Source organism: Streptomyces noursei (genome assembly GCF_016917755.1).
Lineage (GTDB): Bacteria > Actinomycetota > Actinomycetes > Streptomycetales > Streptomycetaceae > Streptomyces > Streptomyces yunnanensis.
Map to the genome: position 1 here is coordinate 3,373,732 of NZ_CP070326.1, position 25,832 is coordinate 3,399,563.

22 protein-coding genes, 1 other RNA gene and 1 pseudogene are annotated in these 25,832 nt (G+C 74.1%); 12 read left to right on the forward strand and 12 right to left on the reverse strand.

Annotated elements, in window-relative coordinates:
* The first annotated feature begins 34 nt into the window (after positions 1 to 34).
* Both JNO44_RS14870 and JNO44_RS14875 read left to right on the forward strand, forming a co-directional pair.
* On the forward strand, positions 35 to 232 hold the full coding sequence (locus JNO44_RS14870; protein ID WP_205364557.1) for a hypothetical protein: 198 nt from the start codon (positions 35 to 37) through the stop codon (positions 230 to 232).
* 136 nt (positions 233 to 368) lie between these two features.
* Positions 369 to 563, forward strand: a complete 195-nt coding sequence (locus JNO44_RS14875) for a hypothetical protein (RefSeq protein WP_205364558.1) — start codon at positions 369 to 371, stop codon at positions 561 to 563.
* 852 nt (positions 564 to 1,415) lie between these two features.
* Here the strand turns inward: JNO44_RS14875 and rnpB are convergent.
* Positions 1,416 to 1,816: RNase P RNA component class A (rnpB, locus tag JNO44_RS14880), an RNA gene on the reverse strand.
* 78 nt (positions 1,817 to 1,894) lie between these two features.
* Between rnpB and JNO44_RS14885 the strand changes: the two are divergent.
* Positions 1,895 to 2,694 (forward strand): annotated as a pseudogene (locus tag JNO44_RS14885) (MerR family transcriptional regulator).
* A gap of 113 nt (positions 2,695 to 2,807) precedes the next feature.
* Here the strand turns inward: JNO44_RS14885 and JNO44_RS14890 are convergent.
* The gene (locus tag JNO44_RS14890; RefSeq protein WP_205364559.1) at positions 2,808 to 4,331 is read right to left on the reverse strand and encodes an RNB domain-containing ribonuclease; all 1,524 of its coding nucleotides are present in this window, start codon (positions 4,329 to 4,331) and stop codon (positions 2,808 to 2,810) included.
* Positions 4,332 to 4,458: 127 nt separating this feature from the next.
* Between JNO44_RS14890 and yaaA the strand changes: the two genes are divergently transcribed.
* Both yaaA and eda read left to right on the forward strand, forming a co-directional pair.
* Complete coding sequence (gene yaaA, locus JNO44_RS14895) at positions 4,459 to 5,256, forward strand: peroxide stress protein YaaA (RefSeq protein ID WP_205364560.1); 798 nt, start codon at positions 4,459 to 4,461, stop codon at positions 5,254 to 5,256.
* Between the two features lie 72 nt (positions 5,257 to 5,328).
* Complete coding sequence (eda, locus tag JNO44_RS14900; RefSeq protein ID WP_205364561.1) at positions 5,329 to 5,988, forward strand: bifunctional 4-hydroxy-2-oxoglutarate aldolase/2-dehydro-3-deoxy-phosphogluconate aldolase; 660 nt, start codon at positions 5,329 to 5,331, stop codon at positions 5,986 to 5,988.
* 118 nt (positions 5,989 to 6,106) lie between these two features.
* On the opposite strand, the gene JNO44_RS14905 is transcribed toward eda, so the two are convergent.
* The 4 genes from JNO44_RS14905 to JNO44_RS14920 form a co-directional block, all read right to left on the reverse strand.
* A complete protein-coding gene (locus JNO44_RS14905; protein WP_205364562.1) occupies positions 6,107 to 7,309 on the reverse strand; it encodes a bifunctional RNase H/acid phosphatase in 1,203 nt (400 codons plus the stop codon).
* Positions 7,310 to 7,312: 3 nt separating this feature from the next.
* A complete protein-coding gene (locus JNO44_RS44815; RefSeq protein WP_205369850.1) occupies positions 7,313 to 8,056 on the reverse strand; it encodes a zinc ribbon domain-containing protein in 744 nt (247 codons plus the stop codon).
* Positions 8,053 to 8,928 carry a Nif3-like dinuclear metal center hexameric protein gene (locus JNO44_RS14915; RefSeq protein WP_205364563.1) on the reverse strand — a complete coding sequence of 292 codons (876 nt, stop codon included), beginning with the start codon at positions 8,926 to 8,928 and terminating at the stop codon, positions 8,053 to 8,055. The genes JNO44_RS44815 and JNO44_RS14915 overlap by 4 nt, the downstream gene beginning before the upstream one ends.
* Before the next feature lie 210 nt (positions 8,929 to 9,138).
* Positions 9,139 to 10,164 carry an ABC transporter substrate-binding protein gene (locus JNO44_RS14920; protein ID WP_205369852.1) on the reverse strand — a complete coding sequence of 342 codons (1,026 nt, stop codon included), beginning with the start codon at positions 10,162 to 10,164 and terminating at the stop codon, positions 9,139 to 9,141.
* Positions 10,165 to 10,398: 234 nt separating this feature from the next.
* Here JNO44_RS14920 and JNO44_RS14925 point away from each other — a divergent pair, with 234 nt between their 5' ends.
* Positions 10,399 to 11,697, forward strand: a complete 1,299-nt coding sequence (locus JNO44_RS14925) for a hypothetical protein (protein WP_205364565.1) — start codon at positions 10,399 to 10,401, stop codon at positions 11,695 to 11,697.
* Positions 11,698 to 11,858: 161 nt separating this feature from the next.
* Positions 11,859 to 12,020, forward strand: a complete 162-nt coding sequence (locus tag JNO44_RS14930; protein WP_205364567.1) for a hypothetical protein — start codon at positions 11,859 to 11,861, stop codon at positions 12,018 to 12,020.
* 93 nt (positions 12,021 to 12,113) lie between these two features.
* Here JNO44_RS14930 and JNO44_RS14935 read toward each other — a convergent pair whose 3' ends face one another.
* From JNO44_RS14935 to JNO44_RS14945, 3 genes are all read right to left on the reverse strand, one after another.
* The gene (locus JNO44_RS14935) at positions 12,114 to 13,073 is read right to left on the reverse strand and encodes a 3-oxoacyl-ACP reductase (RefSeq protein WP_205364569.1); all 960 of its coding nucleotides are present in this window, start codon (positions 13,071 to 13,073) and stop codon (positions 12,114 to 12,116) included.
* Positions 13,074 to 13,139: 66 nt separating this feature from the next.
* Positions 13,140 to 14,225, reverse strand: a complete 1,086-nt coding sequence (locus JNO44_RS14940) for a Zn-dependent alcohol dehydrogenase (RefSeq protein ID WP_205364571.1) — start codon at positions 14,223 to 14,225, stop codon at positions 13,140 to 13,142.
* An 85-nt stretch (positions 14,226 to 14,310) separates the two neighbouring features.
* Positions 14,311 to 15,204 carry a MaoC/PaaZ C-terminal domain-containing protein gene (locus JNO44_RS14945; RefSeq protein ID WP_039637020.1) on the reverse strand — a complete coding sequence of 298 codons (894 nt, stop codon included), beginning with the start codon at positions 15,202 to 15,204 and terminating at the stop codon, positions 14,311 to 14,313.
* Positions 15,205 to 15,754: 550 nt separating this feature from the next.
* On the opposite strand from JNO44_RS14945, the gene JNO44_RS14950 reads away from it, so the two are divergent.
* From JNO44_RS14950 to JNO44_RS14965, 4 genes are all read left to right on the forward strand, one after another.
* Positions 15,755 to 16,654 carry an ABC transporter ATP-binding protein gene (locus tag JNO44_RS14950; RefSeq protein ID WP_205369854.1) on the forward strand — a complete coding sequence of 300 codons (900 nt, stop codon included), beginning with the start codon at positions 15,755 to 15,757 and terminating at the stop codon, positions 16,652 to 16,654.
* A complete protein-coding gene (locus tag JNO44_RS14955; protein ID WP_205364573.1) occupies positions 16,654 to 17,382 on the forward strand; it encodes an ABC transporter permease in 729 nt (242 codons plus the stop codon). The genes JNO44_RS14950 and JNO44_RS14955 overlap by 1 nt, the downstream gene beginning before the upstream one ends.
* 83 nt (positions 17,383 to 17,465) lie before the next feature.
* Positions 17,466 to 18,746, forward strand: coding sequence for a sensor histidine kinase (locus JNO44_RS14960; RefSeq protein WP_205364575.1), 1,281 nt, complete (start codon positions 17,466 to 17,468; stop codon positions 18,744 to 18,746).
* On the forward strand, positions 18,743 to 19,348 hold the full coding sequence (locus JNO44_RS14965) for a response regulator transcription factor (RefSeq protein ID WP_039637015.1): 606 nt from the start codon (positions 18,743 to 18,745) through the stop codon (positions 19,346 to 19,348). Before JNO44_RS14960 ends, JNO44_RS14965 begins: the two co-directional genes overlap by 4 nt.
* 40 nt (positions 19,349 to 19,388) lie before the next feature.
* Here JNO44_RS14965 and JNO44_RS14970 read toward each other — a convergent pair whose 3' ends face one another.
* From JNO44_RS14970 to JNO44_RS14980, 3 genes are all read right to left on the reverse strand, one after another.
* Positions 19,389 to 20,834, reverse strand: coding sequence for an MFS transporter (locus JNO44_RS14970; RefSeq protein WP_205364577.1), 1,446 nt, complete (start codon positions 20,832 to 20,834; stop codon positions 19,389 to 19,391).
* 220 nt (positions 20,835 to 21,054) lie between these two features.
* On the reverse strand, positions 21,055 to 22,269 hold the full coding sequence (locus JNO44_RS14975) for a thiolase C-terminal domain-containing protein (RefSeq protein WP_205364579.1): 1,215 nt from the start codon (positions 22,267 to 22,269) through the stop codon (positions 21,055 to 21,057).
* A 39-nt stretch (positions 22,270 to 22,308) separates the two neighbouring features.
* The gene (locus JNO44_RS14980) at positions 22,309 to 24,495 is read right to left on the reverse strand and encodes an acyl-CoA dehydrogenase family protein (protein WP_205364581.1); all 2,187 of its coding nucleotides are present in this window, start codon (positions 24,493 to 24,495) and stop codon (positions 22,309 to 22,311) included.
* Positions 24,496 to 25,161: 666 nt separating this feature from the next.
* Between JNO44_RS14980 and JNO44_RS14985 the strand changes: the two genes are divergently transcribed.
* Positions 25,162 to 25,821 (forward strand): class I SAM-dependent methyltransferase, encoded by a 660-nt coding sequence (locus JNO44_RS14985; RefSeq protein ID WP_189860988.1) that lies wholly within the window; start codon positions 25,162 to 25,164, stop codon positions 25,819 to 25,821.
* Positions 25,822 to 25,832 lie beyond the last annotated feature (11 nt).

A 25,832-nucleotide genomic window follows, 5' to 3' on the forward strand; every position in this document is an offset into this window, starting at 1 on the left:
CACCGAGACGACGTGCGACGAACGGCGGAGAGCTATGAGCAGCCCGAACCGGTACAGCGAAAGCCCTGTGGAACTTCCGCTGGACGGCTGGCTGGTCGAAGGCCACCCGGTACGGGGCTGCAAGCCGTGCGCTGCCTCGCACGACGAGCGAGACCAGGCGCTGAAGCGGAACGACTGGCGGGCCGCCTGCGCTGCTGCTGCGGACATCCGTAGCCACCAGCAGAACCACTGACTCCCGCCCCGGCGGCGGAAACCCTGGACAGGTAAGCGCCGGGGCGGGTGACCCAACCGCAGGAAACCTGCGGACCTTCGGGCCGTGCCCTCGACGGTACGGCGGTGCGGCCCCTCACGAAAGAGGAGGTTGAGAGATGAGCGCTGTAGCGGTCGAGACGTTCGAGACGCGCATCCCCGACGCCGAAGGCTGGCGTGGTGTCCCGTTCCGGCACCCGGCGGACCTGGCGGTCGTCGCCGAGGCCGACGGCGGGAAGCACGACGGCGGACCCATGCCCCCTGAGGCACCCCGCGACCCCGCTCCGCAGCCCAGCGGCGGAGACGGCAAGTAAGCCGCACGCCTGAACCCACCCCTCCCGTAACGGCGGCGGTGCCGGGCGGCAGGGACGGAACGTGATCCGGGGCCGGCTTTCGGAAGTTCGGAAGTCGGCCCCTTGCACTGAGACGGAGCGGAGGAAGCGTGAGCCAGGAACAACCTGTTCGACAGTGGGAAGAGCGAACCAGCGGCGCACCACCGATATGGGGCAATACTCCAGCCGTGTTGAAAATCCCCAAGGGCCAGAAAGCGCCCCCCTGCCGCTTCCCGTGCGCCCGGTGCGGCACCGGCCCGCAGGCGTCCTGATGGATGGCTTAGAGCACAAAATATCGGGGTGCGCCGGATGCGATGCAGCAGCTCATGACGAAGCCGAACACGCCCGCGAAAACGAGGACCGAGAGACACAATTCCTCACCGCTGGCATGGCAGTAGCTGCGGGTCTCGCCAGACTGCTGGCAGTAGGTCTATGGGGCGGCGCAATGCTGCTCCTGTCTCACATGGTCGAGTGAACCACTGACCAGTGCGCAAGGGCAGCCCCGCCAGTTTCTCCGTCGCCCCGAGCACGCGGGGGCTAACCCGCGGGGCCGACCAACGGCAAACCTAAGCAGTACGAGCAATCCCCGTCGTCTTCGGAGGGGCACTAGGGCGGCCCGCTTGAACCCCGTCGCCGGGCCTGCCAGAGACCACTGCTTCGCCTGGCGGGGGTACCGTTTCGGACGCCCATCACCGCCACAGGATCGCCACTCGACACCTAGAAACACCCGGAAACAGCCACAAACTGTGAACAGGCGATCACCAGCTGACGGAGCGAAAAAGGCCCTCTGAACTGGTGTTTTGCCAGTTCAGAGGGCCAGTGCTAGCTAGCCGACGGACGAGTCAGCCTGTACGCCGGGTTCTGTCTCCGGGCGACCTTGCGGTCGGCCGGGAGGCGGCCATCCATCTAGGGCTGTCGTTGCCGGCAGCCTCGTGCGGTCTACCCGCGGACTCGGGCGGGCAGCCCTCGATCGTCCGCGCAGGGCCATCAGCCGATGGCCCCTCTTGACCTTGCTCCGGGTGGGGTTTACCTAGCTGCCCAGGTCACCCTGGGCACTGGTGGTCTCTTACACCACCGTTTCACCCTTACCGAGGACCGAAGTCCCCGGCGGTCTGCTTTCTGTGGCACTGTCCCGCGGGTCACCCCGGGTGGGCGTTACCCACCACCCTGCCTTGTGGAGCCCGGACGTTCCTCGGGGGGATCGATGATCCCCACGCGGCCGCCCGGCCGGCTCGTCCGCCGTGCCGACCATGCTACCTGGCGGATTCCGGCGGCTTGACCTTGCCGTTGCGACAACGTTTCCACTGGGGCTCATGCGTATCGGGGAACTCGCCGGGCTTGCCGGCGTCAGCACGCGGACCGTGAGGCACTACCACCACCTGGGGCTGCTTCCGGAGCCGCAGCGGAAGGCCAACGGGTACCGGGAGTACGGGACGCGGTGGCGCTGGCGCGGGTGCGGCGGCTGACGGAGCTGGGGCTCGGGCTGGAGGAGGTGCGGGACGTGCTGGCCGACGACGCCGGCCGGGAGCTGCGGGAAGTGCTGACGGAGCTGGACGAGGACCTGGCGCGGCAGGAGGAGGCGATCCGGGCCCGGCGGGCGCGGTTGGCGGAGGTGCTGCGGCGCAGCGAGGAGCCGGGTGGGCTGCCGGAGGAGGGCCCGGTGTCGGAGCAACTGGCCGAGGTGTTCGCGAAGATGGCGCGGACGTCGGCGACGCTGCCGGGGCCGGAACCGGCGATGGCGGTGCGGGAGCGGGAGGTGCTGGCCCTGCTGGACGCGTCGGGCGACGGCCGGGCGCGGGGGGCGATGGCGGCGGCGCTGCGGGAGATGTTCGTGACGCCGGACTCGATGGAGCGGGCGTATGCGGCGTACGGGCTGCTGGACGGGCTGGCGGGGGCGGCGGTGGACGATCCGCGGGTGGTGGAGGCCGCGCGGGCGCTGGTGGAGTGCGTGCCCGACAGGGTGGTGGCGGCGATCGCCGCCGGGGCCGGGCCGGTGGCGGACTCGGGGCGGGCGACCGAGGTCTGGGCGGAGCTGCTGGTGAGGGAGCTGGCGCCGGCGCAGGCGGAGGCGATGCGGGTGGCGATGCGGATGATCGGGGAGGGAACGCGATGAGCGCGAGGAACGACGCCCGGTTCGGGGAGCGGGTGGGGCGGCTGCTGCGGCACGAGGGGCGGTGGCTGACGAGTCTGGTGCGGTGGGTGGTGCGGCGACGGCCCCGGAGCCGGTCACACCGGGGTGAAGCGGACCGGTACCCGGCCCGGTTCGGCGCCGGCCAGGCGGACCCTGATGCGCTGGCCCAGGGGCAGCTCGGGGCCACCGGGGGCGGCCTGGACGGGGCCGATGACGGCCGGTTCGCAGAGGTGGACGGTGCCCTGGGTCGGGTCGTCCGCGTGGCGGTCGACGACCAGGGCCTCGAAGGTCTCGCCGACCCGGTCGTGCAGCAGGGCCGCCTCGACGAGGTCGACGCAGGCCCGCTCGACCCGGTTGGCGTGCTGGGCGCCGGTCTCCATCTCGTGCGGGAGGGCGGCGAGGGCGGCGCGGACCCAGCCGGGCGGGGCGTGGCCGGCCGCGGCGGCCAGGCAGAGCTCGGAGGTGTAGCGGTCCACGAGCCGGCGCAGCGGGGCGGTGGCGTGCGCGTACGGGGCGGCCACCGCGGCGTGCACGACGCCGGCGGCCGGCGGGGCGCCGCCGTCGAAGACGGTGTAGCCGGCGCCTCGGAGCAGGGTGGTGCACTCCTGGAGGAACGCGGCGTCGCCGGCGCGGCGCGGGTCGAGGGTGCGGATCAGCGCCGCGTACGAGGTGTGGTGGGGCCATTCGACGCCGAGGGCCTGTGCGGTCAGGCGGAGCCGGGCGACCGAGCCGGTCGGGGGGTCGGGGTCCTCGCCGCTCGAAGGGGGTTGCGGGCCGGGGGGCGGGAGGGTGCGCAGGATGCCGGTGCCGGCGGCGAGCATCAGCTCGGCCGCGGCCATGCCGGTGAGCAGGGAGATCTGGGCGTTCCAGGCGGCGGCCGGGAGCGGGGCGCGGTAGGCGAGGGTGTAGCGGCCGTCGCGTTCGACGATCTCCTGCTCGGGGAGGTTGAGCGAGATCGCGCCGCGGGCCGCCGCCAGCTCCTCGCGGAGCAGCCCGATCTCGCGGAGCAGGGCGAGCGGCTCCTCGGCGGTGCCGTCGTCGAGGACGCGCTGGACGCCCGGGTAGTCGAGGCGGGCGCGGGAGCGGACCAGGGCGCGGCGGACGGTGCTGCCGGTCAGCGCGCCGGCGGCGTCGAGGTCGAACTGCCACAGGACGGCCGGGCGGTCCTGGTCGGGCAGCAGGCTGGCGGCGCCCTCGCTGAGCACGGTGGGGTGCAGCGGGACCCGCTCGTCGGGGAAGTAGAGGGTGGCCACCCGGTGGTGCGCCTCGGCGTCCAGGGCGCCGCCCGGGGTGACGAACGAGGCGACGTCGGCGATGGCGTAGTGGACGCGGAAGCCGCCGCCCCGCCGCCGGGACAGGAACATCGCCTGGTCCAGGTCCTGGGAGCCGGGCGGGTCGAGGGTGAACAGGGGCAGGTCGGTGGCGTCGTCCAGGGTGTGCTCGGTGACCACCTCGCCGTCGCCGGCCGGGATGCGCGGGGCGCGGGCGGCGCTCTCCGCCTCGGCCTGGGCGGTGGGCGGGAAGTGGTCGGGGATCTCCAGCCGCACGCGCAGCTCGTGCAGGGCGGCCCGGAGGGGGGCCTCCGCTGCGTCGGTCACATGCATATGGCGACGGGGCATGGAATCGAGCGTATGACCGCCGGGCGCTCCCGGCGCGGCGTACGGGGGCCGGGCGGGGCCGCGGACACGCCCTAAGCTTTCGACGGGGCCGCACCCCCTGCCCGTATTGCCGTGAAGGAGAAACACCGTGCTCGTGCTGTTGCCGCCGTCGGAGGGGAAGGCCGCCGGAGGGACCGGGAAGCCGCTGGACCTGGAGGGGCTGTCGCTGCCGGGGCTGACCGCGGCGCGGTCAGAGGTGCTGGCCGAGCTGGTCGAGCTGTGCGCGGCCGACGCGGCCAAGGCGCAGGAGGTTCTGGGGCTGAGCGAGGGCCTGAAGGGCGAGGTCGCCAAGAACGCGGGGCTGCGCACGGCGGGCACCCGGCCGGCCGGGGAGATCTACACCGGGGTGCTCTACGACGCCCTGGGGCTGGCCTCGCTGGACGCCGCGGCGCGAAAGCGGGCCGAGCGGTCGCTGCTGGTGTTCTCGGGGCTGTGGGGCGCCGTGCGGATCGGCGACCGGATCCCGTCGTACCGCTGCTCGATGGGGGTGAAGCTGCCGGGGCTGGGCGCGCTGGGCGCGTTCTGGCGGGGGCCGATGGCGGAGGTGCTGCCGGAGGCCGCCGGGGAGGGCCTGGTGCTGGACCTGCGGTCGGCGGCGTACGCCACGGCGTGGAAGCCCAAGGGCGAGCCGGCCGGGCGGACCGCGACGGTGCGGGTGCTCCAGTCGAAGATCGTGAACGGGGTCGAGAAGCGGTCGGTGGTCAGCCACTTCAACAAGGCGACCAAGGGCCGGCTGGTGCGGGACCTGCTGATGGCGGGGTCCGCGCCGGCGGATCCGGCGGAGCTGGTGGAGGCGCTGCGCGTGCTGGGGTACGTGGTGGAGGCGCAGGCCCCGGCGAAGGCCGGCAGGCCGTGGGCGCTGGATGTGATCGTCACGGAGCTGTGAGGGATCGGCGAACCGTCCCTCGCATTGCAACATGCGCAACGGCCGTTGCGGAGGATGAGGGCCGGGCGCAGGATGGGCGGCGTGACTGACGCCGCCCCCTCCCCCGTGCCCCCGTCCCCCTCGGTCCTCGACCTCGCCCCGGTCATCCCGGTCGTGGTCCTCCAGGACGCCGCGGACGCCGTTCCGCTCGCCCGGGCGCTGGTCGCCGGCGGGCTGCCGGCGATCGAGGTGACCCTGCGCACGCCCGCCGCGCTGGACGCGATCTCGGCCATCGCCGACGAGGTGCCGGAGGCGGCGGTCGGCGCCGGGACCCTGCTCGACCCGGAGCAGGTCGCGGCGGCCAAGGCGGCCGGGGCGCGGTTCCTGGTGAGCCCCGGCTGGTCGCCTCGGCTGCTCGGCGCGCTGCGGGACTCCGGACTGCCGTTCCTGCCGGGTGTCTCGACGGCCTCGGAGGTGGTGACCCTGCTGGACGAGGGGGTCACCGAGCTGAAGTTCTTCCCCGCGGAGGCGGCGGGCGGCACCGCCTATCTGAGGTCGCTGGCCGCGCCGCTGCCGCAGGCCCGCTTCTGCCCGACCGGCGGGATCGGCCCGGCCTCGGCCCCCTCGTACCTGGCGCTGCCCAACGTCGGCTGCGTCGGCGGCACATGGATGCTGCCGGCGGACGCACTGGCCGCCAAGGACTGGGCGCGGGTCGAGGGACTGGCCCGGGAGGCGGCGGCGCTGGGCGGCTGACGCCCGGGGCGGCGCCGCCCGCCGTACGACCGGCACCGCCCGCGAACGCGTCCGGCCCGGCACACGATCGCCGTGTGCCGGGCCGGACGCGTTCGACGCACGCGCGCCGGGGCGCCGTCTACCGCAGGTGGGAGGTGTCGTTCAACAACCGCAGCGAGGCGTTGCCGTCGGCGTAGTACGCGACCGCGGTCAGGGACGCCGCGGAGAGCTCCATGCGGAACAGCGACTCCGGCGGGGCGCCCAGCGCCAGACGGACCAGCGTCTTGATCGGGGTGACGTGGGTGACCAGCAGGACGGTCTTGCCGGCGTAGCGGGAGAGCAGCTTGTCGCGGGCGACCGCGACCCGGCGGGCGACCGTCGCGAAGGACTCGCCGCCGCCGGTGGGCGCCGTCTTGGTCGAACCGAGCCAGGCGTCCAGGTCGTCGGGGTAGCGTTCGCGGACCTCGGCGAAGGTCAGCCCCTCCCAGGCCCCGAAGTCGGCCTCCCGGAGCCCTTCCTCGACGCGGACGTCGAGGCCGAGCCGGGCGGCGACCGCCCCGGCCGTCTCCTGGCAGCGGCGCAGCGGCGAGCTGACCACGGCCTGGATGGTGCCGCGGGCGGCGAGCGCGGCGGCGGCCGCCTCGGCCTGTCGGCGGCCGGCGTCGGAGAGTTCGGGGTCGGTCCCGCCGCTGCCGGAGAAGCGCTTCTGCGGCGTCAGGGCGGTCTCCCCGTGCCGGAGCAGGACGAAGGTCGCGGGGACACCGAGGTCCGGCGAGCCCCAGCCGACCGGCGGGGCGGCCGGTGCGGCGTGCGCGGTCTCCGCGGCCTCGGCGGCGGCGTCGGCCGCACGGGCCGCGGCGCTGCGGACGGGGGCCGCGTCGACCGGGCCGGCGAGCGCCGCCCGGGAGTCGCGCGGCTCCCACTGCTTGCCCTGCTTGCCCGCGTCCATCGCCTCGTTGGCGAGCCGGTCGGCGTGCTTGTTCCGGGAGCGCGGGATCCACTCGTAGGTGACCTGGGCGGACGGGAAGATCGACGCGGCCTCGGCGGCCAGCGGCTTCATGTCCGGGTGCTTGATCTTCCAGCGGCCGGACATCTGCTCGACGACGAGCTTGGAGTCCATCCGGACGTGGACGGCGGCCTCCGGGTCCAGGGCCTTGGCGGCACGCAGCCCCGCCAATAGGCCCTTGTACTCGGCGACGTTGTTGGTCGCCGTCCCGATGAACTCGGCGGCCTCGGCCAGCGCCTCACCGCTCGCCGGGTCGAGGACCACCGCGCCGTAGCCGGCCGGCCCCGGGTTGCCCCGGGAACCGCCGTCCGCCTCGACGATCAGCTCGCGCGCCACGGCCTACAGCCCCGAGTCGGGCGTACGGACCAGGATGCGGCTGCAGTTCTCGCACCGGACGACGGTGTCGGCGGCGGCCGACCGGACGTCGTTGAGCTCGGTGATGTCCAGCTCCAACCGGCAGCCCTCGCAACGGCGCTGGTAGAGGCGGGCGGCGCCGATGCCGCCCTGCTTGGCGCGGATGCGGTCGTAGAGCGCGACCAGCGCCTCGGGGATGTCGGCGACGGTCAGTTCGCGCTCCTTGTTGACCGTGGCGACCTCGGCGTCGATCTCGGCGTTCGCGGCGTCCCGGCGGGTGGTGGCGTCGTCGACCTTGGCCTGGATGGCCTCGACCCGGTCGGTCAGCTCGCGGACCCGCTCCTGGGCGCCCTCGCGGCGCTCCATGACCTCCAGGACGACGTCCTCCAGGTCGCCCTGGCGCTTGGCCAGCGAGGCCAGTTCGCGCTGGAGGCTCTCCAGGTCCTTGGGGGAGGCCACGGCGCCGGAGTCGAGGCGCTTCTGGTCGCGGGCGGCGCGCTGGCGGACCTGGTCGACGTCCTGCTCCGCCTTGGTCTGCTCGCGGCTGGTGTCGCTCTCCTCGGTCTGCGCGGCGACGAGCAGATCGCGCTGCTGGGTGAGGTCGGCCTCCAGGGTCTGCAGCTCGGCCAGCTCGGGGAGGTTCTTGCGTCGGTGCGCGAGCTGGGTGAGCCGGACGTCGAGGTTCTGGACGTCCAGGAGACGGATCTGGTCGGCGGGCGCGGCGTTCAGCGGGGGGCTCCTGTGGTGTGCGAATGGTCAAGGGGGCTGGTGAGCGGGGCGGACGCCGCGTGGGCGGTCCAGGGGTCGGTGACGGTGCGGGAGACGTGCGTGCGCAGTCCCCAGCCGTGCCGGTCGGAGACCGCGTCGAGTTGGGCCGCGGCCTGCTCGCACCACGGCCATTCGGTGGCCCAGTGGGCCGCGTCCAGCAGCGCCAGCGGGCTGTGCTGGGTGGCCTCGGAGGCCGGGTGGTGCCGCAGGTCGGCGGTGAGGAACGCGTCCACGCCGGCCGCCCGTACGTCGTCGAAGAGGCTGTCGCCGGAGCCGCCGGAGACCGCCAGGGTGCGGATCTCGCGGTCCGGGTCGCCGGCCGCCCGGATGCCCTGCGCGGTGGCGGGCAGGCGGGCGGCGGCGTACGCGGTCAGCTCGGCGAGCGTCATCGGGTGCGGGAGTTCGCAGATCCGGCCCAGGCCGCGACGGCCGGCCGGGTCGCTCGGGTCCGGCACCAGGGGGCGCAGGATCCGCAGGTCCAGGGCGCCGGCCAGGGCGTCGGAGACGCCGGGGTCGGCGGTGTCGGCGTTGGTGTGCGCGACGTGCAGGGCGATGTCGTGCTTGATGAGCGTGTGCACGACCTTGCCCTTGAAGGTGGACGCCGCGACCGTCGTCGTCCCGCGCAGGTAGAGCGGGTGATGGGTGACGAGGAGGTCCGCGCCGAGCCGCACGGCCTCGTCGACGACCTCCTGGACGGGGTCGACGGCGAACAGCACCCGGCCGACCTCGGCGTCGAGGTCGCCGCAGACGGTGCCGACGGCGTCCCATCCCTCGGCCCGCTCGGGGGGCCAGAGGACGTCGAGCGCGGCGAGGACTTCAGACAGTGCGGGCACGGGGGGAAGGTTACCTCTCCCCCGCGCCCGCGCGCCGGGCCGCGGTCCGCGCGGGGACCGCGGGCCCCTCCGGGCGAAGGATTCCGGCCGCCGATCCGGGCGCCGTGGCCGTGATCCGCCGGTGCGGCGGCGCGACGCGGTGCGACGCGGTGCACGGGTCGCTGCTCCAGGGCCGCTACTTCACGAGGCCGCTGCTACTTCACGAGGCTGCTACTTCACGAGGAAGCCGCGCAGATCGTCCAGGACGCTGTTGGCCGCGGTGACGCCGAGGCCGAGGTACCAGGTCTCGTCCTTGACGTTCTCGGCGTGGCCGTCCTTGACCGCCTTGAGGTTCTTCCACAGCGGGTTCTGCTCGGCGGTGTCGCGCTTGGTGGACTTGGGGTCGCCGTAGACGCCGGTGAAGATCCAGTCGGCGTCGGCCTGGTTGATGTTCTCCGGGCTGACCTCGGTGGCGAGGTCGTCGACCTGCTGGTTCTTGGGGCGGGGCAGACCGACGTCCTTCAGGATGGTGCCGATGAAGGAGCGCTGGGCGTAGAGGCGGGTGAACTGCGGCATGTAGCGCAGCATCGTCACGGTCGGCTTCTTCGGGCCGATGTCCGCGCCGAGCTTCGCGGCCTTGGCCTCGTAGGCGGCGAGGGCGCTCTTGGCCTGCGCGGTCTTGTCCAGGGCCGCGGCGTTGAGCAGGTAGTTCTGCTTCCAGGTGAAGCCGGGGCGGATCGAGAAGACGGTCGGCGCGATCTTGCTGAGCTGCTGGTACTGCTTCTCGGCGCGCAGCTTGCTGCCCAGGATGAGGTCGGGCTTGAGGGCGTTGATGGCCTCCAGGTTGAGGCCGTTGATGGTGCCGACGCTCTTGGGGTGGCCGGCGTCCTTGGCGAGGTAGTCCGGGAGGGCGGCGTCGCCCTCGGTGGGCGCGTAGCCGACCGGCTTGATGCCGAGCGAGACGACGTTGTCGAGTTCGCCGACGTCGAGGACGACCACGCGCTTGGGCGCGGACGGGAGGGTCGCGGTGCCCATGGCGTGCCGGACGGTGCGCGGGAACCGGCCCGGCTCGGCGTCGGTGCCCATCTTCGCGGTCTGGTCGGCGGCCGAGCCGAAGTCCTTGCCGCCCTGGGCCACGGACTTCGAACCGGCGCCGCGGTCGCTGCCGCCGTCCGCGCCGGACGATCCGCAGCCGGCGAGTGCGAGCGCGCCGGCGGCGGCGAGGACTATGGCGGCGGCGCCGCGGCGAAGGGGCATCACGAACACTCCAGGTCGAAGGCGGCCGCCGCCGGGCGGACCGGGGCATCCCCGGACCACCCGCCGACAACTTAGGTCCGCCTAACTTTAAGCATCCTCGAATCGCGAAGCACACCCACCCCTCCCCACACCGGCGAATCGGACAACCGCCACCCTTATGCGTGAAGACCGGCAACTGCCGTTGATCGGCCGGAAGTGCGAAAACTAACGTCCCTCCACTGGAGGTGGCACCTGATGACGATCTGTGCCGGTGAGGACGCCTCGGCGCTCGACAGCCCGCCGCGCGCGGCGCTGACCCTCGCCGCCGACGGCTCGTACGCCGCCCGGCTCGCCCGTCACGACGACGCGGCCGGGAGCTGGTATCCGGAGCGCTGGACGATCAGCGGTCCGGAGCCGTACGCGGTCCCGCTGGCCGGCAGTCAGCCCGAGGAGCCGGACAGCGCCCTGCTGCCGCTCGCGGACGGCAGGGTGGTGATCGTCCGCCGGGTCGCCGACCGCTTCACCGTCTCCCTGCTCTCCCCCACCGGGCCCGGGACCCAGGAGGTGCTGGTCGGCGCGGTGGCGGCGCGGGCGCTGTCCCTGCTGCCGCCCGCCCCCGGCGGGACGCTCGGCTATGCGCTGGCGCCCGGCGCCGAGAGCACCGCGCTGTGGCGGGTGCACGGCGGGACGGGGGGACCGGAGCGGGTCGCCGTGGTGCCGGGCCGCTGCACCGGCGGGGTCTGGCTGGACCACGAGGGGCGCCTGCTGGCGGTGGACCGGGAGGCGGCCGGCCGCACCAAGACCGTACTGCTCGACCTGGCCCGCGACGCGGAGATCAGCCCGCTGCTGCAGATCACCGAGGAGAGCGACGACCGGCTGCTGCTCGCCGATCCGGACAGCGGGCTGCTGCTGGTCCGGTCGGACGCCCCCGGGCACGACCGGCTGGGCTGGGGCGTCCTGGGCAGCAGCCTGCCAGTGCGCTTTCCGGAGTGCCTGCGGGCGCCCGACATGGCGGTGACGCCGTTCGCGATCCAGCCGGGGCGGGCGCTGCTGCCGGAGAGTTGCGCGGTGGCGTTCCGGCTCGACGGCCCGGCCGGGACCCGACTGGGCGTGTGGCGGCCCCCGGAGCGGCAGTTGCGGCAGTTCCCGGCCCCGGAGGGCTGGTTGGCGGGCAGCGGTCGGTGGACACCGGACGGCGAACTGCTGCTCCCCTACACGACGGCGGCGGTGTCGTGCGGGGTGGCACGGATGGCGGTGCCGCTGGGACCGCTGGAGCCGGTCGCGGGGACGGGGGATCCGCGCACGGAGGAGGCCCCGGAGGCCGCCGTTCCGACAGGCGGCGTTGCGGACGCAAAGCTTCCGGAGGTCGCGGTTCCGCCCGATCCGGGGCCGCCGGACGGCGGGGAAATCGTCCTGGAAACCGGCGATAACATCGCCGACTCCACAGCATCTCCACAACCGAAGCCCCTCGACGCGGAACCGCTCGACCTTCCCCCACATCCCCGGATGTGCAGGCCAGTTCCCCTGCAACAGGCGCCTCTCGCGGCCCGGTAGTCCCAGTGGAGCGCCGAAACCCGCCCCGTTAGTATTTCGGGTGGGGGCTGTGCAGCCGGTTGACCCGGCCACCGACGGCACCGCACGGGTCGCTTCCCGGCGGGAGCCGGGGAGGTCCCGACGCGTACAGCTGTAAGCGATCCGACGGAGTGACTCTTTTCATGTCCGAAGCCCAGACCGAAACGACCCAGGCGCGCCCGTACGAGGCGGCCGGCGAGGCCGCAGGCTCCGGCAGGCACCGCGGTCCGGCCGCCGCCACAGAGGAGGCGCAGGACACCGCGCACGGGCGGCACCGCCGGGACCACCAGGTCCAGACCTTCTGAGCGCCAGACGCCGCAGGCCGTGGCCGCCGCACCGCGAACGCGGGCGGCGGCCACGGCCGTTGTGTGCCCGGACGCCGTCCGGCCGGGCGACCGTCAGTCGTGCTTGAGGCCCAGCACCTCGGCCGCCGCGAAGGTCTCGTGCGCCGGGCGCTCGGCGTAGTACGGGGTGAGCAGGCCGTCCAGCTCCTCGTAGCTGAAGATCTCCTTTGCGGTGTCGAACTTTGCGGCGATCCGCGGGCGTTCGGCGATCGCGACCATGCCGCCGTGGACGACCAGCAGCTGGCCGTTGACCCCGGCGGCGGCCGGCGAGGCGAGATAGCCGACGAGCGGCGCGACGTGCTCGGGCGCGAGCGGGTCGGGCCGGCCGTCCTCGGCCACCGCGCCCCCCTGATGGGCGGGAATGCCGGCGAAGACGTCCTCGGTCATCCGGGTGCGGGCGCGCGGGCAGATGGCGTTGGCGGTCACGCCGTACTTGGCCAGCGCCAGCGCCGTGGACGTGGTCAGGCCGACGATGCCGCCCTTGGCCGCGGCGTAGTTGGGCTGGCCCGCGGAGCCGGCCAGGAACGCCTCGGAGGAGGTGTTGACGATCCGGCCGAAGACCGGTCCGCCGGCCTCCTTGGAGCGGGCGCGCCAGTGCGCGGCGGCGAAATGGGTGGTGTTGAAGTGGCCCTTGAGGTGGACCCGGATGACTGAGTCCCACTCGTCCTCGGTCATCGAGAACACCATCCGGTCCCGCAGGATGCCCGCGTTGTTGACCAGGATGTCCAGCTGGCCGTAGGTGTCGATCGCCAACTGGACGAGCTCCCCGGCCTGTTGGTGGTCGGCGACGTCGCCGGTGTGGGCGACGGCCTGTCCGCCGGCCGCGCGGATCGCCTCGACGACCTCCTGCGCGGGAGCGGCCGAGGCCGCGCCCGTCCCGGCCCGGCCCGGCTGGCCGAAGTCGTTGACGACGACCCGGGCTCCGAGGCGGGCGAGCTCCAGGGCCTCGGCCCGGCCGATTCCGCGGCCGGCACCGGTGACGATCGCGGTCAGGCCCTCCAGTGGCTGTGCCATGCGTGTCCCCTCCTGTGCTTCCGGTGCGGTTCCGCGCGGCTCTCGGCGCGCCGTGCGGACCGCCGCTCAGATCTCGATGCAGGTGCGCAGCGCGGTGCCCGAACGCATCTGGTCCAGGGCGTCGTTGATGCCGTCCAGCCGGACCCGGTGGGTGATCAGCCCTTCGAGGTCGATCCGGCCGGCCCGCCACAGGGCGATGGCCCGCTCGTAGGAGCGCAGCACGTCCCCGCCCCCGTACAGCGACGGCAGGATCCGCTTCTCGTCGAAGAACAGCTCGAACATGTTGACCTGGAAGGTGTCGTCCAGCGCGCCCGCACCGACCACGCAGAGGGTGCCGCCGCGCCGGGTCGTCTCGTACGCGGTGCGGGCGGTGGCGGACCTGCCGACGACTTCGAAGACGTAGTCGAAGCCCTCGCCGCCGGTGATCCGGGCCTTGGCATCGGCGAGTTCCTCGGGGGCGACGGCCTCGGTGGCGCCGAACCGGAGGGCGGCCTCGCGTCGGGCCGCCACCGGGTCGACGGCGGTGATCTGGGCGGCGCCGCAGGCCCGCGCCCCCTGGACGACGGAGATGCCCACGCCGCCGCAGCCGATCACCGCGACCGAGGAACCGGCCTCCACCTTCGCGGTGTTGAAGGCCGCGCCGAGCCCGGTGGTGACCCCGCAGCCGATCAGGGCGGCGATCTCGTAGGGGACGTCGTCCGGGATCGGGACCGCGCAGTTGGCGGCGACCACCACCTCCTCGGCGAAGGTGCCGGTGCCGGCGAAGCCGAACACCTCGGAAGGGCTGGCGCCGGGGCGCTTGAAGTTGGGGGTGCCGGCGTTCATGAATCCGGCCAGGCAGAGGTGGGTCTGACCGCGTTTGCAGGACGGACAGCTGCCACAGGCGGGCAGCCAGCACATCAGGACCCGGTCGCCCGCCTTCAGGCCGCTGACCCCGTCGCCGACGTCGAGGATCTCCCCGGCCCCCTCGTGCCCGGGGACGAAGGGCGCGGGCTGCGGCAGCACCCCGCTCATCGCCGAGAGGTCGGAGTGGCACAGTCCGGTGGCCCGGATCCGGACCCTGACCCGGCCGGGGCCGAACCCCACCGCCTCGACGTCGTCGAGCACCTCCAGCTTGTCCCGTCCCGTCTCGTGCTGTACGGCTGCGCGCATCCGAGCGGCTCCTCTCGTACGTACGACATTCCGGCGGGTCCGGCCGTGCTCCGCCGACCGGGCCCAGGGGCCTTGCGGTCACCCCTTAGCCGTGCTCGACCACCGTGTCCGCCAGTACCGGCGCGTCGTCCCGCTCGGCCGCGGTGACCGAGACCCGGATGCGACCGCCCGCGCCCGCCTCCGCCGGCTCCCGCCACAGCCGGATCCGCAGCGTCTCCCCCGGGAACACCACACCCGCGAACCGCGTGGTGTACGACCGCACCCGGGAGACGTCCCCGTCCAGCGCGGTGTCCACCACCGCCTTGAGCGTCACGCCGTACGAGCACAGGCCGTGCAGGATCGGCCGGTCGAACCCGGCGAGCTCGGCGAACTCGGGGTCGGCGTGCAGCGGGTTCCAGTCGCCGGAGAGGCGGTACAGCAGCGCCTGGTCCGCGCGGACGAGGCGTTCGGTGGTCAGGTCGGGTGCCCGGTCGGGCAGTTCGCCGCGGACCGAGGGGCCCCGCTCGCCGCCGAAGCCGCCCTCGCCGCGGACGAAGATCTGGGTGTCGCAGGTCCACAACGGCCCGTCGTCGTCAGCCACTTCGGAGCGCAGCACGATGACGGCCGCCTTGCCCTTGTCGTAGACGGCCGGGACGGTGGAGGTCTGGGTGGCGCGACCGTTCACGGGGAGGGGGCGGTGCACGGTGACGGTCTGCCCGCCGTGCAGGACGGCCGCCAGGTCGACGTCGATGCCCGGGGCGGAGAGTCCGCCGGCCAGGGCCATTCCCCCGCCCGCGACGGTGGCGAAGCTGGGGAGCACGTGCAGTGCGCTCTCCAGGGTGTAGCGGAGTTCGTCGGGGTCGGTGGCGGCGTGCGGCCGCTCCGGGGTGGCGGCGCCGGCGCCGATGCCGAGGTGGTAGAGCTGGACGTCCTTGTGGTCCCAGGCGAGTTCGGTGGTCCGCGGCTCGGCGGAGGTGGCCTTGGCGGCGTCGATGGGCATGGGGGTGCTTGCTCCTTCACCACGGTGTGAGACCCCGGCCCGGCCGTCCGCACCGTCGGCCGCGCCGGGGTCGTATCGGGTCGGCGGGCCCGCGCTCCTCGGCGCACTCCGCCGGCGTCCGGCGCACTACGCTTCTAGAACGCGTTCTAGCCGATGGCAGTCATGTATAGCCGATGCGGGCGAGACCCGGAAGACCCCTGACGGTATGTCAGATGCCGGTGGCCGCCGCCCGCCCACGGCCTCGTCCGGCCGCGCCCCGCCCCGCCTTCCGGCCCCCGACCGCGCCGTTCGGCGCACCGACCCATGACATTTGTCAGGGCCGTTCCCCCACATTCGCATCTGCCGCCGCGGCGGCGACTCTCCGTAACGTCTGAGGCAGCGGGTGACGAGGTCGCCCACACCGCACGGCGCGGACCGCTCGCGGTCGGACGGCACCGCCCACCGGCGCACGGAGCTGCGTCGACACCACGGGGAGGCAGTTGTGACAGGGACGACGAGCAGGGTGCGGGGGCCCGGCGCGGCACCGGCCGCGGGCCGGGCGGGCGCCGCGGTGACGTTCACCGGCGTCACCCGGAGCTACGGCGCGGTGCGGGCCGTGGACGGGCTGGAGCTGACCATCGCCCCGGGCGAGACCGTGGCCCTGCTCGGGCGCAACGGCGCGGGCAAGTCCACCACCGTCAACATGCTGCTCGGCCTGCTGCCGCCCACCGAGGGCGAGGTGCGGCTGTTCGGCGACGCACCCCAGGCGGCTGTCCGGGCGGGCCGGGTCGGGGCCATGCTCCAGGACGGCAAACCCGTCCCCCGGGTCACCGTCCGCGAGCTGGTCCAGTTCGTCGCCGCCACCTATCCCGACCCGATGGACGTCGGCGAGGCCCTGCGGCTGGCCGGGCTCGGCGAGCTCGCCGGGCGCCGGATCGACCGGCTCTCCGGCGGCCAGGCCCAGCGCGTCCGCTTCGCGGTGGCGCTCGCCGGCAACCCCGAACTCCTGGTGCTGGACGAGCCGACGGCGGCGCTGGACGTGGAGGCCCGACGCGACTTCTGGAGCTCGATGCGCCGCTACGCCCGGGGCGGCCGCACGGTGCTGTTCTCCACCCACTACCTGGAGGAGGCCGACGAGCACGCCGACCGGATCGTGGTCCTGGACCGCGGCCGGGTGGCGGCCGACGGCAGCGGGGCCGAGATCAAGCAGCGGGCCGGCAGCGCACGGGTCTCCTTCGACCTCGCCGGCGCGCAGACCGGGGCGCTGGCCGGACTGCCCGGGGTGTGCGCGGTGGAGATCCGCGGCGACCGCGCCCGGCTGCGCACCACGGACTCCGACGCGACGGTCCGCGCACTGGCCGGACTGGATCTGATCCGCGGCCTCCAGGTCGCCCCGGCCAGCCTGGAGGACGCCTTCCTCGCCCTGACCACCGCGGCGCCCGCCGCCCGCCCCACGAAGGAGACGGTGTGATGCTCGACTACGTCCGCCTGGAAGTGCGCCGCACCCTGCGCGACAAGACCTTCGCGATCTTCGGGATCGGGATGCCGGTGGTGATGTACCTGCTGTTCACCCATGTCGGCGCCGGTTCCGGCCCGGCGGCCGGGGAGTGGCGGGTCTCCTCCATGGTCGGCCTCGCCGCGTACGGCGCGCTGGGCGCGGCACTCGGCTGCGGCACCGGCGTCGCCGAGGACAAGTCCCTGGGCTGGCTGCGGCAACTGCGGATCACCCCGCTCCCCCCGGCACAGGTGGTGGCGGGCCGCGGGCTGACCGGCTCGGTGACGGTGCTGCCGGCCATCGGCGCGGTGCTCCTGGTGGGCGCGCTGGTCAACGGCATCCGGATGGCGGCCTGGCAGTGGGCCGCGCTGGTGGTGCTGCTGTGGCTGGGCTCCGTCCCGTTCACCCTGCTCGGACTCGGCAACGGCTACCGCCTCTCCTCCCAGGCCACCGGGCTGGTCAACACCGGCTGCCTGCTGCTGCTCTCGATCGTCGGCGGCCTGTGGTTCCCGATCGAGGCGTTCCCCGGCTGGCTGCGGACGCTGGCCTCCTGGACGCCCGCCAACCGCTTCGCCGACCTGGGCCAGAGCATCGCCCAGGGCGGCGCGCCGGGACCGACCACGGTGGCGATACTGGCCGTCTGGCTGGCACTCTTCGGCGGTTACGCGGTGTACGCCTACCGCCGGGCGGCGCGGACGCTGTGACCAGCGGCACGAGCGGCGGCGCGGCGGCAGGTGCCGTCGGCGGTACGAGCAGGGGGAGAGCACGGCATGAGGCGAGGAACGACATGATCCTGACAGGACGGTGGCGGGAGCGGGACGGCGCGCCCGACTGCGGGCCGGAGCAACGACCGGGCCCGGCGGCGAAGCGGCCGGACGAGCGCGAGCCCAGGGGCCCCGGCCGGGGCGCCTTCCTGCCCTGGCTGCTGATGGGACTGGGCGCGTTCTCCAACATCATCCAGGGCAAGTCCGGCAACCCCTGGCTGGCCGGCGCCGGGCTCCTCGCCTTCAACTCCCTCTACGTCACCGTCGTCTTCGCCGCCTTCAGCCCCCGGCTGCGCAACACCCGCTACCCGGTCTACGCGCTGGCCGCGCTGACCGCCGTCACCGTCGCCGTCGCACTCGGCTTCGGCGGCAACTGGTTCCTGTTCTTCCCCCTGCTGTCGCTGGCCTCCGGCACGGTGCGGGCGCTGCGCGGCAAGCCGCTCGCGATCTGGCTGATCACGCTCAGCGGGGCGGCCGGCTTCCTGTCCGGCTGGTCGGACGCGGGCGCCGCGGGCGCGTTCGGCATCGGCTACGGCACGTTCCTGTCCGGGATGGTGACGGCCACCGTCCTCAGCCTCTTCGACACCATCCAGGAACTGCGCGCCACCCGCCAGGAACTGGCCCGCAGCGCGGTGGAGAAGGAGCGGCTGCGGTTCTCCCGCGACCTGCACGACCTGCTGGGCCACACCCTGTCCGTGGTGGTGGTCAAGGCCGAGGCGGTCCGCCGGCTGGCGCCGCGCGACCTCGACGCGGCGCTGGCCCAGGCCGCCGACATCGAGGCGGTGGGCCGGCAGGCGCTGACCGAGGTGCGCGAGGCGGTCACCGGCTACCGCCAGGGCAGCCTGGCGACCGAACTGGACCGGGCCCGTTCGGCGTTGGACGGCGCCGGGATCGAGCCGGTGGTGCGGCAGTCCGGGCCGCCGCTGCCGCCGCAGGCCGCCGCGCTGCTGGGCTGGGTGGTCCGCGAGGGCGTCACCAACGCCGTCCGGCACAGCGGCGCCACCCGCTGCGAGATCACAGTGCACGCGGACGACGACCGGGTGCGGTTGACGATCACGGACGACGGCCGCGGTCCCGTAAGCTCCGGTGCGTCCTTCGCGGACGAGGCCGCCGGGGCCCTCGCACCGCCCGACGCCACCACCGGGCCGGTGGGCGGCACGGGCCTGAAGGGGCTGACCGAGCGGCTGGCCGCGGCGGGCGGCACACTGCGCAGCGGCCCCGACGGGCCGCGCGGCTTCCGCGTCACCGCCGAACTCCCGGTGGGCGCGGGCGATCTGGCGGATACGGAGGAACTGTCCAGGTGATCAGGCTGCTGCTGGCCGAGGACCAGCGGATGATGATGGGCGCGCTGGCGCTGCTGCTCGGACTTGAGGACGACATGGAGGTGGTGGCGCAGGTCCCGGCGGGCGACCAGATCGTCGCGTCCGCGCTGGAGACCCGCCCGGACGTCGCGCTCCTGGACATCGAACTCCCCGGGCGCAGCGGCCTGGACGCCGCCGCCGACCTGCGCGACGCGCTGCCCTCGTGCAAGGTGCTGATCGTGACGACGTTCGGGCGGCCCGGCTATCTGCGCCGCGCCATGGAGGCCGGGGCGTCCGGCTTCCTGGTGAAGGACGGGCCGGTGGAGGACCTGGCGGCGGCGATCCGCCGGGTGCTGGCCGGTGAGCGGGTGATCGACCCCGGCCTGGCCGCCGCGGCCCTGAGCGCCGGCCCCAACCCGCTGACCCCGCGCGAGCGCGATGTCCTCACCGCCGCCGTGGACGGCGCCACGGTCTCCGACATCGCCGCCAAGCTGCACCTTTCGCAGGCCACGGTCCGCAACTACCTCTCGGCCGCCATCGGCAAGACCGGCGCCCGCAACCGCATCGAGGCGGTACGGGCGGCCCGGCGCAACGGCTGGCTGTAGGGCCGGCGAAGCGTCCCCGGCCGCGGCCGGGGACGCCCGCTCAGCCGTGCGCGGTGTCCGTACGGCGCCGCGGCAGCGCGAGCAGCATCAGCGCGATGCTGCCGGCCAGCACCACCGCACCGACCAGGAAGGCCGTGCCGTAGCCGCTCGCCAGCGCCGCCCGGCCGGAGCCCGAGGCGATCCGGGAGGCCGCGACGGTGGAGAGCACCGACAGGCCCAGCGCGCCGCCCATCTGCCGCGAGGTGTTGATCAGGCCGGAGACCAGCCCCTGGTCGTCCGGGTCGGCACCGGAGGTGGCGATGGCGGCGATCGGCGTCGCGGTCAGCCCGGCGCCCAGCGCCATCAGCACGCCCGGGCCGAGGATCGACCCGAGATACGTCCCGTCGACCGCCATCGTGCTCTGCCACGCCATCCCGGCCAGCGAGAGCACCGCCCCGCCGACCGCCAGCGTCTTGGCGCCGAGCCGGTGCATCAGCCGGGGCGCGATCTTCGACCCCAGCACGATGCACAGCGAGTGCGGGATGAAGGAGAGACCGGCCTGCAGCGGCGTGTAGGACAGGACGTTCTGCGTGTAGAGGGACAGGAAGTACCACATGGAGAACATCGCGGCGCCGGACAGCACCATCGCCGCGTTGGCCGAGGAGACCGACCGCAGTCGGAACAGCCCCAGCGGCATCAACGGCGCCTTGGTGCGCGCCTCGACGGCGACGAAGACCGCGACCACCACCAGCCCCGCGACCAGCGGCAGCAGCGCCGACGCCGACCCCCAGCCGTGCGTCTCGGTCTGCACGATGCCGTACGCCACCAGGCCGAGCCCGCCGGTGACCAGCAGCGCGCCGGGCACGTCCAGCCGCCGCGCGGCGCCCTGCCGGCTCTCGGCGAGCCACAGCGCGGAACCGGCCAACACCAGCGCGCCCACCGGGACGTTGATCAGCAGCACCCACCGCCACGACAGGTACTCGGTCAGCACCCCGCCGACCAGGCCGCCCACCGCGCCGCCGCCCGCGCCGACCGCCGTCCACGTCGCGATGGCCCGCGTACGGGCCGGACCGGCCGGGAACGACGTGGTCAGGATGGTGAGGGTGGCCGGGGAGAGCACCGCGGCCCCCACGCCCTGGATGGTGCGGGCGGCGATCAGCTGCCAGGGCTCCTGGGCGAGGCCGCCGGCCGCGCTCGCGAGGGTGAACAGCGCCAGCCCGACGAGGAAGATCCGCTTGCGGCCGAAGATGTCGGCGGCCCGGCCACCGAGCAGCATGAAGCCCGCGAAGGTGATCACGTAGGCGTTGACGATCCACTGCAGGCCCAGCTCGGACAGGCCCAGTCCGGAACGCATGGCGGGCAGTGCCACGTTCACGACGGAGACGTCCAGCACGACCAGGAACTGTCCGGCGCAGACCAGCAGCATCACCAGCCAGGCCGGCGCGGCCCTCCGGCGCACGGACGCGGACAGCGTGGAGGAGGTGGCTATCGGGGGCATGCGGACCATGCTCGCACCCGGCGCTCGCCTCCCGCATCGGGATATCGGTGCATGCGCCGGCCGCTCGGGCCTAGGTCCAAAGGCGTAGGGCCGGGGCGGGCGGGGTGGGCGGGGCGGGTGGGCCTTAGGGGGCGGGGGCGGGGGTCCCCTAGGGGTCGCGTGGGCCCCCGGGGAACCAACTACCCGTCGAGGGGCGGTGGTTAACGTGCGATGCCACCCCTCACCGTCGTCACCTGCGCAACAGGGTCACCACCGCCGCGCCGCCCAGGCCGATGTTGTGGGCGAGGCCGACGCGGGCACCGGGAACCTGGCGCTCGCCGGCCGTGCCGCGCAGCTGCCAGACCAGCTCGGCCGCCTGGGCCAGCCCGGTGGCGCCCAGGGGATGCCCCTTGGAGATCAGCCCGCCGGACGGGTTGACCACCCAGCGCCCGCCGTAGGTCGTGGCACCGTCGGCGACCAGCTTCCCCGACTCGCCCTCCGCGCACATCCCCAGCGCCTCGTAGGTCAGCAGCTCGTTGATCGAGAAGCAGTCGTGCAGCTCGATCACGTCGACGTCCTCGATGCCCAGACCGCTGGCCTCGTAGGCGCGGCGGGCCGCGGCCCGGCTCATCGGCGCGCCGACCACGTCGATGCAGGAGCCGGTGGCGAAGCTCTCCTCGGTGTCCGTGGTCATGGCCTGCCCGGCGATCTCCACCGCGCGCTCCGCCAGCCCGTGCGCGCGGACGAAGCGCTCCGAGACGACCACCGCCGCCGCGGCGCCGTCGGAGGTCGGTGAGCACTGGAGCTTGGTGAGCGGGCGGTGCACGGTGCGGGCGGCGAGGATCTCCTCGACGGTGTACACGTCCCGGAACTGGGCGTACGGGTTGTGCGCGGAGTGCCGGTGGTTCTTGGCGCCGACCATGGCCAGCTGCTCGGCGGTCGTCCCGTGGCGCGCCATGTGTTCGCGGGCCGCGTTGCCGAAGATCTGGGCGGTGGGCGGGGTCATCTCGAAGCCGTGGGCCGCGGCCATCACCCCGTAGTGCCGGGCGACCGGCGAGGACGAGCCCCCCACACCAGCGGCTCCGCCACGGGCACCGTCCGCGCCGGCGCCCAGCGCGCCGCGCTTCATCTTCTCGAAACCCAGCGCCAGGACGCAGTCGTTGAGACCCGACGCGACGAACTGACGGGCCATCATCAGCGCGGTGGAGCCGGTGGCGCAGTTGTTGTTGACGTTGTAGACGGGGACGCCGGTGAGTCCCAGTTCGTAGACGGCGCGCTGACCGGCCGTGGACGCCTGGCAGCAGTAGCCGACCGGCACCTGCTCGACCGCGTCGTAGCCGATGCCGGCGTCGGCGAGCGCCGCACCCCCCGCCTCCTTCGCCATGTCCCAGTACTGCCAGTCGCGGGTCTCCGGTTTCTCGAACCGGGTCATCCCGACGCCGATGATGTACGCCGTGCCGGCCATGCGGATCCTCCTGGGCCAGATGACGGATACGGATGCAGGTCAGATCAGGGGGCGGGGTTCGGGGTCGCGGGGCAGGCCGAGGAGGCGTTCCGCGACGACGTTGAGCTGCACCTGGGTCGTGCCGCCGGCGATGGTCAGGCAGCGCGACATGAGGAAGCCGTGCAGCGCGGGGGCGCCGGGGCCCTCGCGGACCGCGCCGGCCGGGCCGAGGAGTTCCAGGGCCAGGTCGGCGACCTTCTGCTGGTGGGCGGTCTGCACCAGCTTGCGGATGCTGGCGCCGGCGCCCGGCTCCAGACCCGACACCCGCTGGAGCGTGGTGCGCAGCCCGATGCAGCCCAGCGCGTGGGCCTCGGCGACCAGCGCCCCGACCCGGGCGCGGACCGCGCCGTCCAGTTCGGCGGTACGGGCGACGAGCGCCTCCAGGCCGGTGTCGAAGGCCATCTGGTCGGCCATGTGGACGCGTTCGTTGCCGAGGGTGGTGCGGGCGACCCGCCAGCCGTCGTCGACCGCGCCGACCACCGCGTCCGCCGGCAGCAGCACGTCGTCGAAGTAGACCTCGTTGAAGAGGGCGTCGCCGGTGATCTCCCTCAGAGGTCGGACGTCGATGCCTGGTGTCGACATGTCGATGATGAAGAAGGTCAGGCCGCGGTGCTTGGGCGCGTCCGGGTCGGTGCGGGCGAGCAGGATGCCGTGGTCGGCGGTCTGCGCCGCCGACGTCCACACCTTCTGGCCGTTGATCCGCCAGCCGCCGTCCGCGGTCCGCTCCGCGCGGGTGCGCAGCGACGCCAGGTCCGAACCGGCCTCCGGCTCGGAGAAGAGCTGACACCACAGCCGGTCGCCCCGGAGCGTCGGCGGCAGGTACCGCTCCTGTTGGGCGGCCGTGCCGTGCGCGAGGAGCGCGGGTACCACCCAGGTGGCGATGCCCAGTTCACCGACCCGGACGCCGGCGGCGGCCATCTCCTGCTGGATGGCGAGCTGTTCGACCGGGCCCGCGCCCAGTCCGTACGGGGCGGGCAGATGCGGTGCGGCGTATCCGGTGGGGGCCAGGGCGCGGCGGGCGGCGGGCGGGTCCAGGCCGCGCACCGGGTCGAGGGCGGCGCGCGCCCGGTCCCGGAACTTTGCGGCTTCGGCGGGGAGTTCCAGCCGCAGTGCGCGGCGGGCGCCGGCCGCGGCGTAGCGGGCGGCGCGCAGCCGGTGGGCGTCGCCGCCGCCGAGCAGCTGGCGGGCGGTGACCGCGCGGCGCAGGTGGAGGTGGGCGTCGTGCTCCCAGGTGAAGCCGATGCCGCCGAGGATCTGGATGCAGTCCTTGGCGCAGCCGACGGCGGCGTCCAGGGCGGTCGCGGTGGCCAGCGCGGCGACCAGACCGCGCACCTCGGGCGGTGCGCCGTCGGCCCGGGCCGCGTCCCAGACCAGGGCGCGGGCCTGCTCGCAGCGGACGAGCAGCTCGGCACAGAGGTGTTTGACTCCCTGGAACTGGCCGATCGGGCGGCCGAACTGCTCGCGGACCGCGGCGTGTTCGGCGGCGGTGTGCAGCGCCCAGGCGGCGGTTCCGCAGCCTTCCGCGGCGAGCAGCACCCCGGCGAGGTCCCGGACCAGCGCGCCGTCGAGCGTCAGCCGCCGGTCGGCGGGCACCGTCGCCCCGTCCGCGCGGACCTCGGCGGTCGGCCGGGTCGGGTCGGCGCTGTCGTGGACGCGGACGGCGAGGTCGGCGGCGTCCACCGCCAGCCACACCGTCCCGCTCGCGGCCTCCGCGGCCAGCACGATCAGGTCGGCGTCGCCGCCGGCCAGGACGGGCGGCGCGGTGCCGCCGAGGAGGTGGCCGTCGGCCCCTTCGACCGCGGTGAGGGAGCCGCTGTCGAGGGCGACGGCGGCGATCCGCTCGCCGGTGGCCAGCGCCCGGACGAGGTGCCGGGGCGCGCCGCCGCGGTGCAGCAGTGCCGCGGCGAGAACGGTGGGCAGGTAGGGGCCGGGCAGCGCGGCGCGGCCGAACTCCTCCAGGACGACGGCGAGGTCGAGCAGATCGCCGCCGCCCCCGCCGTCGGCCTCCGGGAGGTGGAGGCCGAGGAGCCCCTGTGCGGCGAGCCCGTCCCAGTGGGCGGGGCGGCCGGTCCGTGCGGGCGGGGTGTCGAGCAGTTTGCGCACGTCTTCGGGCGGTACGGCGCGTGCGGCCCAGCCGCGCGCCGCCTCCGCGAGGTCACGATGGTCCTGCGTGATTCCGATCCCCATGGCGGGCAGAGTAGAACACGTTTCAATCTGACGGAAGGTCAGCCGAGCGGTGGGTGCCGGGCCGGAACGACGCGACGCGACACGGCGCGAGGCGGCACGGGCACCGGCACGGCCCCGGCCCGGCGGCCCCGGCGGCCGTCGGCCGACGGGAATCGACCGCGTCCGACGCGGACCGGAAACACACCGCGAATTCGTGCGGGCCGCTCGCCATTCCCCGCGCCCGCCCCGCCCGGCGGTTTATCCGCGCGCCTTTATCCCGCACCGTTTCGGGACGCCGCCGGCATTCCTTCCCGGTCCGGTCCCAACACCCGTGCCGATGCGCGTTCCGGCGTGCGTTCCGGTGCGCGTTCCCCCTTCCGTTCCGCGGACGTCGGAATGCGCGGAATTCACGGATGCCGGGAACCGCCGTCCGCTATTGGGAACGGACGACTGCGGAAGCAGCGGGGCAGGAGAAGGTCCCCGGTGGGCGCCCCGGGCACACCACCCGGGAACCGGCAAACCGGGAGCCGGAACCGCCGGGCCGGAACCGGGAACCGGGAACCGGGAAAACGAACCCCCGTTCCGATATCGCACCCGCCGTACGGCACGATCCCTACGGCACGATCCGCACGGCCCCATCCGCGCGGCCCGTTCCCGTACACACCCCGTCCCACCAGGAGGAAGCCCATGACCGCTCCCACGGCCCCGACCGCCCCCCGGCCGGAGATCCTCGCCGCGTTCGAGGCGGCGAAGGGCTTCATGCCGGTGGACGAGGGGCTCGCCCTGTACGCGGCGGCCGGCGAGGCGGCGGCACTGGGGCTGCCGCTGGTGGAGATCGGCAGCTACTGCGGCCGTTCCACGCTGCTGCTGGCCGAGGCGGCGCGCGCCGCCGGCGTGATGGCCGTCACCGTGGACCACCACCGGGGCAGCGAGGAGCAGCAGCCGGGCTGGGAGTACCACGATCCGGAGGTGGTCGATCCGGTCGTCGGCCGGATGGACACCCTGCCCGCCTTCCGCCGCACCCTGCACGCCGCGGGCCTGGAGGACCGGGTGATCGCCCTGGTGGGCCGTTCGCCGCAGATCGCGGCCCTGTGGCAGGCGCCGGCCGGCCTGGTCTTCATCGACGGCGGGCACACCGACGAGCACGCCACCGCGGACTACGAGGGCTGGGCCCCGCGCGTCGCGGAGGGCGGGCTGCTGGTGATCCACGACGTCTTCCCGGATCCGGCGGACGGCGGACAGGCCCCGTACCGCATCTACCGCCGGGCCCTGGAGTCCGGCGCGTTCACCGAGGTTTCCGTCCACCGTTCGCTGCGCGTCCTGCGGCGCACGGGCGCCAAAATCTAAGGCGGCTACCA

Bases quoted from the DNA above. Each gene is read 5' to 3' on its own strand.
- JNO44_RS14870 (WP_205364557.1), top strand. From the start codon at position 35: ATGAGCAGCCCGAACCGGTACAGCGAAAGCCCTGTGGAACTTCCGCTG.
- JNO44_RS14875 (WP_205364558.1), top strand. From the start codon at position 369: ATGAGCGCTGTAGCGGTCGAGACGTTCGAGACGCGCATCCCCGACGCC.
- JNO44_RS14890 (WP_205364559.1), bottom strand. From the start codon at position 4,331: ATGCCCCGTCGCCATATGCATGTGACCGACGCAGCGGAGGCCCCCCTC.
- eda (WP_205364561.1), top strand. From the start codon at position 5,329: ATGGGCGGCGTGACTGACGCCGCCCCCTCCCCCGTGCCCCCGTCCCCC.
- JNO44_RS14920 (WP_205369852.1), bottom strand. From the start codon at position 10,164: ATGCCCCTTCGCCGCGGCGCCGCCGCCATAGTCCTCGCCGCCGCCGGC.
- JNO44_RS14925 (WP_205364565.1), top strand. From the start codon at position 10,399: ATGACGATCTGTGCCGGTGAGGACGCCTCGGCGCTCGACAGCCCGCCG.
- JNO44_RS14930 (WP_205364567.1), top strand. From the start codon at position 11,859: ATGTCCGAAGCCCAGACCGAAACGACCCAGGCGCGCCCGTACGAGGCG.
- JNO44_RS14935 (WP_205364569.1), bottom strand. From the start codon at position 13,073: ATGGCACAGCCACTGGAGGGCCTGACCGCGATCGTCACCGGTGCCGGC.
- JNO44_RS14940 (WP_205364571.1), bottom strand. From the start codon at position 14,225: ATGCGCGCAGCCGTACAGCACGAGACGGGACGGGACAAGCTGGAGGTG.
- JNO44_RS14945 (WP_039637020.1), bottom strand. From the start codon at position 15,204: ATGCCCATCGACGCCGCCAAGGCCACCTCCGCCGAGCCGCGGACCACC.
- JNO44_RS14955 (WP_205364573.1), top strand. From the start codon at position 16,654: ATGCTCGACTACGTCCGCCTGGAAGTGCGCCGCACCCTGCGCGACAAG.
- JNO44_RS14960 (WP_205364575.1), top strand. From the start codon at position 17,466: ATGATCCTGACAGGACGGTGGCGGGAGCGGGACGGCGCGCCCGACTGC.
- JNO44_RS14970 (WP_205364577.1), bottom strand. From the start codon at position 20,834: ATGGTCCGCATGCCCCCGATAGCCACCTCCTCCACGCTGTCCGCGTCC.
- JNO44_RS14975 (WP_205364579.1), bottom strand. From the start codon at position 22,269: ATGGCCGGCACGGCGTACATCATCGGCGTCGGGATGACCCGGTTCGAG.
- JNO44_RS14980 (WP_205364581.1), bottom strand. From the start codon at position 24,495: ATGGGGATCGGAATCACGCAGGACCATCGTGACCTCGCGGAGGCGGCG.
- JNO44_RS14985 (WP_189860988.1), top strand. From the start codon at position 25,162: ATGACCGCTCCCACGGCCCCGACCGCCCCCCGGCCGGAGATCCTCGCC.